Raw genomic sequence first — 7,776 nt, forward strand, 5'->3', positions numbered from 1 at the left:
CGCGGTCGGTGCGCGGGGGCACGACGCCACGCGGCGTACGGCGCTGGCCGCCGCGGCCGAGCTGCGGCGGGCGGGCCGCTCGGCCCGGGTGCTGCCGGTGCTGCGGCAGCGGCGCGCGGTCGCCGACCAGGCGGCCCTGGGCGCCCCTCAGAGGCTGGCGAACCTGTCCGGCGCCTTGGAGGTCGCGGTCGGCGGTGCGCGGCTGCTGGAGGGCGGCCGAGTGGTGCTGGTGGACGATCTCATGACCACGGGCGCCTCGCTGGTCGAGGCGGCGCGGGCGGTGCGGGCCGGCACCCGGCCCGGTGTTCCGGGATTCGCGCAGGTGAGCGCGGCGGTGGTGGCCGCGCCGCCGCTGTCCTTCGAAATAAACCGGAACTGAAGCCGATCTTGCATCCTTCCTGGTGGACGGGGAAGGAAATCACCTGAACGGAGCTACATGCCGGTAGCGGGTGCCGACACCCGTCCGGGCGAGCTATGTTCGGTTGTGAGGAATGGTGGAAGCCGTGACTCACTGAATGCACTGGTCTGCTACGGCGTTTTTCAGCACCTCGGAATTTCGGGGGAGTGGGGAGCATGCCGTCGGGGGAGGAGGAGGTGAAAGTCGCCAAGTCCGAGGCTCCGGTGACTACTGGGGTCTGGTGCAACAGGGAGTAACTCCGCAACGAGGCGGAGTGATCCGGGAACGGAGTTCTGCGTGGACATCGTCGTCAAGGGCCGCAAAACAGAGGTGCCCGAGCGGTTCCGGAAGCACGTGGCCGAGAAGCTGAAGTTGGAGAGAATCCAGCAGCTCGACGGCAAGGTCATCAGCCTGGACGTCGAGGTCTCGAAGGAGCACAACCCGCGTCAGGCCAACACATGCGACCGGGTGGAGATCACGCTCCACTCCCGCGGGCCCGTCATCAGGGCGGAGGCGGCGGCCGCAGACCCGTACGCGGCCTTGGACCTCGCCACCACCAAGCTGGAGGCGCGGCTGCGCAAGCAGCACGAGAAGCGGCACAACCGCCGTGGGACCGGGCGGCTTTCGGCGGCCGAGGTCGCCGACGTCGTTCCCGGGGTGGCCCGGTTGAACGCGAACGGGGCGACGGTCGCCGACGAGGTACGTGCCGCCGTGCCCACCACCAGGATCGGTTCGCTGGAGGTGCAGGGCGAAGGTCCCCTGGTGGTCAGGGAGAAGAACCACGTCGCCGCACCCATGACGCTCGACCAGGCGCTCTACGAGATGGAGCTGGTCGGGCACGACTTCTATCTGTTCATCGACTCCGACACCAAGGAACCGAGCGTCGTCTACCGGCGCCACGCATACGACTACGGTGTCATCCACCTCCAGACGGACCCGTTGGCCGAGTCGCGGGCCGGCGACGCCGGCGGGGCTCTGGGTGGCTGAGACCGAACGGTCGGAATCCGGCTGAGACATGCCCCCCTGTGGTGCCCTTGAGGACTCTGTGAGCCCTCAAGGGCACCACGGTGTGGCGGCGGCGTCACCGTTCCGGGGCCCGGGCATGAAATCATGGCGTCGCAAGCCAACAGGTGGTCTGCGAACTGCGGTTGGCCGGCACTCATGAACTTCGGGCCATGGCCCTCAGGGGGAGGAACGATGGCGGACAGCTTCGGGCCGGTGCACCACACGGACGACGCCGGCCACAGGGTCGGGGGTCCGGGGTCGGACGCCGACACGGACCGGGGCGGGTCACGCAAGGAGCCGATCCGGGTCCTCGTGGTGGACGACCACGCGCTCTTCCGCCGGGGCCTGGAGATCGTCCTGGCCCAGGAGGAGGACATCCAGGTCATCGGCGAGGCGGGCGACGGCGCGGAGGCCGTCGACAAGGCGGCCGACCTGCTGCCGGACATCGTGCTGATGGACGTGCGGATGCCCAAGCGCGGCGGAATCGAGGCGTGCACCTCCATCAAAGAGGTGGCACCCAGTGCCAAAATCATCATGCTGACGATCAGCGACGAGGAGGCCGACCTCTACGACGCCATCAAGGCGGGTGCGACCGGTTATCTCCTCAAGGAGATCTCCACCGACGAGGTGGCCACCGCCATTCGCGCGGTGGCCGACGGGCAGTCGCAGATCAGCCCTTCCATGGCGTCCAAGCTGCTGACCGAGTTCAAATCGATGATTCAGCGCTCCGACGAGCGAAGGCTCGTTCCGGCGCCGCGTCTCACGGAGCGGGAGCTGGAAGTCCTCAAACTGGTCGCCACGGGAATGAACAACCGTGATATCGCCAAGGAGTTGTTCATCTCCGAGAACACCGTGAAGAACCACGTCCGGAACATTCTGGAGAAGCTGCAACTGCACTCCAGGATGGAGGCCGTGGTCTACGCGATGCGGGAGAAGATCCTCGAAATCCGCTGAATCCGCTGATCGACCGGATCCACCGGATCACCGGATTCGCCGACGGCCGGTGTGCGCGCCGACGCGGTCAGAGCGCGGTGAGCGCGTCCGCCAGGGCGCCGCGCAGTTCGGGCGCGTCGACCCGTTCCACCCGTACGTCCGAGCAGCCGACCCACTCCGCCGCCTCGCGCAGCGCCAGCGCCATCGGGAGCACGGCCTTCGAGGTGTCCAGGGAGACGTGCTTGGCGACGAGCGTCTGCCCCTCGCGCGCCGGGTCGACGCGGCCCAACAGCCGGCCGCCGGACAGCAGCGGCATCGCGAAGTAGCCGTACACCCGCTTGGGCTTGGGGACGTACGCCTCCAGGCGGTGGGTGAAGCCGAAGATCCGCTCGGTGCGGGCCCGCTCCCAGATCAGGGAGTCGAACGGGGACAACAGGGTCGTACGGTGCCGGCCCTTCGGCGGGCTCGCCAGCGCCTCCGGGTCGGCCCAGGCGGGCTTCGTCCAGCCCTGGACCGTCACCGGCACCAGGCCCGAGTCCGCGACCACGGCGTCGACCTGCTCGCCCTTGAGCCGGTGGTAGTCCGCGAGGTCCGCGCGGGTGCCGACACCCAGCGAACGGCCCGCGAGCCGGACCAGCCGACGAAGGCACTCGGTGTCGTCCAGGTCGTCGTGGAGGAGGTCGTCGGGGACGGCGCGCTCCGCCAGGTCGTACACCCGCTTCCAGCTCCGGCGGCCCGTGCAGACCACCTCGCCGTGCATCAGCGCCCGCTCGACGGCGACCTTGGCCTCCGACCAGTCCCACCAGGGGCCGCCGTTCTTGGCGCCGCCCAGCTCCGTCGCGGTCAGGGGGCCCTCCGCGCGCAGCTGCTTGATCACCGTTTCGTACGCGCCGTCCGCCAGCTCGTGGTACCAGTTCGGGCGGGCCCGGTAGGCGCGGCGGCGGAACGCGAAGTGCGGCCACTCCTCGATCGGCAGGATGCAGGCCGCGTGCGACCAGTACTCGAAGGCGTGCGGGCGGTTCGGCGCCCCGTCGGCGCCCGGGGGCGTCCAGTACGCGTCCTCGACGGTCCTGCGGCCCACCGCGCCCAGGCGCGCGTACGGGATCAGCTCGTGCGAGCGGGCCAGCACCGAGATCGTGTCCAGCTGGACGGCCCCGAGGTGGCGCAGCACACCCCGGACCCCGCCCCGCCGGTCCGGGGCGCCGAGGAATCCCTGGGCGCGCAGCGCGATACGGCGGGCCTCGTCGGCGGACAGCTCGGCGGCGGGGGGCGGCACAGTCGTCATGTCCGCACGATAGACGGGGGCACTGACAGCGGGCCGCTCGCGGGGGACGCCTGTGGGGACGCCCGTGGGGGACGCCCGCGAAGGACGGCTCAGGGCCGGGCGGGCAGGTACGGGTGGGTGCTCGGCAGGCCGACGTCGGACGGGAGCACCGCGCCGATCCAGCAGTCACGCAGCGTGCCCTTGTTGAGCAGCCCCGCCCGCAGCGTGCCCTCGATCACAAAACCTGCCTTCTCGGCCACCGCGCGTGAGCCGGTGTTGCCCACCTCGGCGCGCCACTCCAGACGTATCGCGCCCAGCGTCGTGAAGGCGAACCCGGTCAGCGCGGTGACGGCCTCCGTCATGTAGCCGTGGCCCCGGTGCTCCTTCGCCGTCCAGTAGCCGATCTCCCAGGTCCCGGACCTCGGGTGGTGCAGGGAGACGGCGGCGACCAGCGGTCCGTCGGACCCGCGCCGCACGGCGAAGGTGTACTCGGTGTCGTCGCGCCAGCCGTCCGGGACCATGCGTCCGACGAACTGTTCGGCGTGCTGGCGCGCGTACGGCGAGGGGATGGTCGTCCAGCGCCGGATCTCGGGGTCCTGGCAGGCTTCGAAGACGGCGTCCGTGTCGTCCGGGGTGAAGGTGCGCAGGGTCAGACGCTCGGTCGTGAGGGTGAGGGGCTCCATGTACGGATTCTGGTGATGGCCGGCCCGTGGCGCGAGCACTTTTTGTGTCTCACCGGCACCTTCCGCGCGTTCCGCGCGTTCTCCTTGCGGGTGACAGCAGGCCTGCGTGACAGCGGCCCTCCCGGCGCAGGCGGGTCCTCGCTTACGATGGCCGATGCGGTGGGGCCCGCCTGCCGTGCCCGCGCCCGTGTTCCTATACGACCCACGTGCCAGGCCCGACCGGCAAGGAGACCAGCCTCAGTGTCCGTCTTCAACAAGCTCATGCGTGCAGGCGAAGGCAAGATCCTGCGCAAACTGCACCGCATCGCGGACCAGGTCAACTCCATCGAAGAGGACTTCGAGAGCCTCTCCGACGCCGAGTTGCGGGCGCTCACCGACGAGTACAAAGAGCGCTACGCCGACGGTGAGAGCCTGGACGACCTGCTTCCCGAGGCCTTCGCGACCGTCCGCGAGGCGGCCAGGCGTGTCCTCGGCCAGCGTCCTTACGACGTCCAGCTGATGGGTGGCGCCGCGCTGCACCTCGGTTACGTCGCCGAGATGAAGACCGGTGAGGGCAAGACCCTCGTCGGCACCCTGCCCGCGTATCTGAACGCGCTGTCCGGGAAGGGCGTCCACCTGATCACGGTGAACGACTACCTGGCCGAGCGCGACTCCGAGATGATGGGCCGCGTCCACAAGTTCCTGGGCCTCACCATCGGCTGCATCCTGGCCAACATGACGCCCGCGCAGCGCCGCGAGCAGTACGCGTGCGACATCACGTACGGCACGAACAACGAGTTCGGTTTCGACTACCTGCGCGACAACATGGCGTGGTCCCAGGAAGAGCTGGTCCAGCGCGGTCACAACTACGCGATCGTCGACGAGGTCGACTCGATCCTCGTGGACGAGGCCCGTACGCCGCTGATCATCTCCGGCCCCGCCGACCAGGCCACCAAGTGGTACGGGGACTTCGCCAAGCTCGTCACCCGCCTCGCCAAGGGGGAGGCCGGCAACTCGCTGAAGGGCATCGAGGAGACCGGCGACTACGAGGTCGACGAGAAGAAGCGCACGGTCGCCATCCACGAACCCGGTGTGGCGAAGGTCGAGGACTGGCTGGGCATCGACAACCTGTACGAGTCGGTGAACACCCCGCTCGTCGGTTACCTGAACAACGCGATCAAGGCCAAGGAACTCTTCAAGAAGGACAAGGACTACGTCGTCATCGACGGCGAAGTCATGATCGTCGACGAGCACACCGGCCGTATCCTCGCCGGCCGCCGCTACAACGAGGGCATGCACCAGGCGATCGAGGCGAAGGAAGGGGTGGACATCAAGGACGAGAACCAGACCCTGGCCACCATCACCCTCCAGAACTTCTTCCGCCTCTACGGCAAGCTCTCCGGCATGACCGGTACGGCCATGACCGAGGCCGCCGAGTTCCACCAGATCTACAAGCTGGGCGTCGTGCCGATCCCGACGAACCGGCCGATGGTCCGCATGGACCAGTCCGACCTGATCTACCGCACCGAGGTCGCCAAGTTCGCGGCGGTCGTCGACGACATCGCGGAGAAGCACGAGAAGGGCCAGCCGATCCTGGTCGGCACCACCTCGGTCGAGAAGTCCGAGTACCTCTCGCAGCAGCTCAGCAAGCGCGGTGTGCAGCACGAGGTGCTCAACGCCAAGCAGCACGACCGGGAGGCGACGATCGTCGCCCAGGCCGGCCGCAAGGGCGCGGTCACGGTCGCCACGAACATGGCCGGCCGTGGTACGGACATCAAGCTCGGCGGCAACCCCGACGACCTCGCGGAGGCGGAGCTGCGCCAGCGCGGCCTGGACCCCGTGGAGCACGTCGAGGAGTGGGCCGCGGCCCTGCCCGCCGCGCTGGAGAAGGCCGAGAAGGCCGTGCAGGCCGAGTTCGAAGAGGTCAAGGACCTCGGCGGGCTGTACGTGCTGGGCACCGAGCGGCACGAGTCGCGCCGTATCGACAACCAGCTGCGCGGTCGTTCCGGACGTCAGGGCGACCCGGGCGAGTCCCGCTTCTACCTGTCGCTGGGCGACGACCTGATGCGGCTGTTCAAGGCGCAGATGGTCGAGCGTGTCATGTCGATGGCGAACGTCCCCGACGAGGTCCCCATCGAGAACAAGATGGTGACGCGCGCGATCGCCTCGGCCCAGTCGCAGGTCGAGCAGCAGAACTTCGAGACGCGGAAGAACGTCCTCAAGTACGACGAGGTCCTCAACCGGCAGCGTGAGGTCATCTACGGCGAGCGCCGCCGCGTCCTGGAGGGCGAGGACCTGCACGAGCAGGTGCGGCACTTCATGGACGACACGATCGACGCGTACATCCAGGCGGAGACCGTCGAGGGCTTCGCCGAGGAGTGGGACCTGGACCGGCTGTGGGGCGCCTTCAAGCAGCTCTACCCGGTGAAGGTCACCGTCGAGGAGCTGGAGGAGGCGGCCGGGGACCGGGCGGGTATCACCGCCGAGTTCATCGGCGAGTCCATCAAGGACGACATCCACGACCAGTACGAGGACCGGGAGAACCAGCTCGGCTCCGACATCATGCGGGAGCTGGAGCGGCGCGTGGTGCTGTCCGTCCTGGACCGCAAGTGGCGTGAGCACCTCTACGAGATGGACTACCTCCAGGAGGGCATCGGCCTGCGGGCGATGGCCCAGAAGGACCCGCTGGTCGAGTACCAGCGCGAGGGCTTCGACATGTTCAACGCCATGATGGAGGGCATCAAGGAGGAGTCCGTCGGCTACCTGTTCAACCTGGAGGTCCAGGTCGAGCAGCAGGTCGAGGAGGTCCCGGTGCAGGACGCGGCGGAGCGTACGTCGCTCGCCAAGGACGCCAAGGTGCCCGCCACGCGTCCCGAGATCCGCGCCAAGGGGCTGGACGCCCCGCAGCGGCCGGACCGGCTGCACTTCTCCGCTCCCACGGTGGACGGCGAGGGCGGTGTCGTCGAGGGCGACTTCCAGAACGCGGACGGGCCGACGCGCTCCACGTCGGACGGGCTGACGCGCGCGGAGCGCCGCAAGGCGCAGAAGGGCGGCGGCACGCAGGGCGGGCGCCGTCGCAAGAAGTAGGTCCTGACGGGCCCTGAGGGGCCACGACGGACGACCGGGCCGGGATGCGCACACGTGGTGCGCGCCCCGGCCCGGTCGCATGTCCGGCTCAGGTCCGGTGTCCGGTTCAGGCTCGGTCGCCGCCCAGCTCGACCGCCGCGCACCGCCAGCGCAGATCGGTGCCCCGCTCCAGCCGGAAGGCGAGGGCCCGTACCTGTGCGCCCGCGGCGATGCTGGCGGACGCCTCCAGGACGCCGGGGCGCGGCTCGAAGCTCCGGCACGTACGGACGACGGGGTGCACGCCCCGCGCGCGCAGCGGGGTGCCGGGCGCGAGGCGTACGAGCTGCTCGTACGCCGGTCCGACGGTCTGGCCGAGCATCCAGTGGACCGGCCGCCGGCCGCTGAGGACGGCGAGCAGGCGCTCCGCGAACAGCTCGTGGGGCGGGACG

6 protein-coding genes and 1 pseudogene are annotated in these 7,776 nt (G+C 69.4%); 4 read left to right on the forward strand and 3 right to left on the reverse strand.

The features are described from left to right. The 3 genes and pseudogenes from GT042_RS03865 to GT042_RS03875 form a co-directional block, all read left to right on the forward strand. A pseudogene (locus GT042_RS03865) lies at positions 1–379 on the forward strand (ComF family protein); the annotation flags it as partial. 315 nt (positions 380–694) lie between these two features. Beyond that, positions 695–1,384, forward strand: a complete 690-nt coding sequence (gene raiA / locus GT042_RS03870; protein WP_345943669.1) for a ribosome-associated translation inhibitor RaiA — start codon at positions 695–697, stop codon at positions 1,382–1,384. Between the two features lie 210 nt (positions 1,385–1,594). Continuing rightward, the gene (locus GT042_RS03875) at positions 1,595–2,356 is read left to right on the forward strand and encodes a response regulator transcription factor (protein ID WP_161307283.1); all 762 of its coding nucleotides are present in this window, start codon (positions 1,595–1,597) and stop codon (positions 2,354–2,356) included. Positions 2,357–2,423: 67 nt separating this feature from the next. Here the strand turns inward: GT042_RS03875 and GT042_RS03880 are convergent, their stop codons facing one another. Both GT042_RS03880 and GT042_RS03885 read right to left on the reverse strand, forming a co-directional pair. Then, entirely contained in the window at positions 2,424–3,620 is a 1,197-nt protein-coding gene (locus GT042_RS03880; protein WP_161307284.1) for a crosslink repair DNA glycosylase YcaQ family protein, read from the reverse strand. Between the two features lie 89 nt (positions 3,621–3,709). Then, on the reverse strand, positions 3,710–4,282 hold the full coding sequence (locus GT042_RS03885) for a GNAT family N-acetyltransferase (protein ID WP_161307285.1): 573 nt from the start codon (positions 4,280–4,282) through the stop codon (positions 3,710–3,712). A gap of 240 nt (positions 4,283–4,522) precedes the next feature. Here GT042_RS03885 and secA point away from each other — a divergent pair, with 240 nt between their 5' ends. Then, on the forward strand, positions 4,523–7,348 hold the full coding sequence (gene secA, locus GT042_RS03890) for a preprotein translocase subunit SecA (RefSeq protein ID WP_161307286.1): 2,826 nt from the start codon (positions 4,523–4,525) through the stop codon (positions 7,346–7,348). 106 nt (positions 7,349–7,454) lie between these two features. Here the strand turns inward: secA and GT042_RS03895 are convergent. Next, a partial coding sequence (locus tag GT042_RS03895) for an Rv3235 family protein (protein WP_161307287.1) occupies positions 7,455–7,776 on the reverse strand: 322 nt, incomplete at its 5' end.

This window comes from Streptomyces sp. SID3212 (assembly GCF_009865405.1).
Classification (GTDB): domain Bacteria; phylum Actinomycetota; class Actinomycetes; order Streptomycetales; family Streptomycetaceae; genus Streptomyces.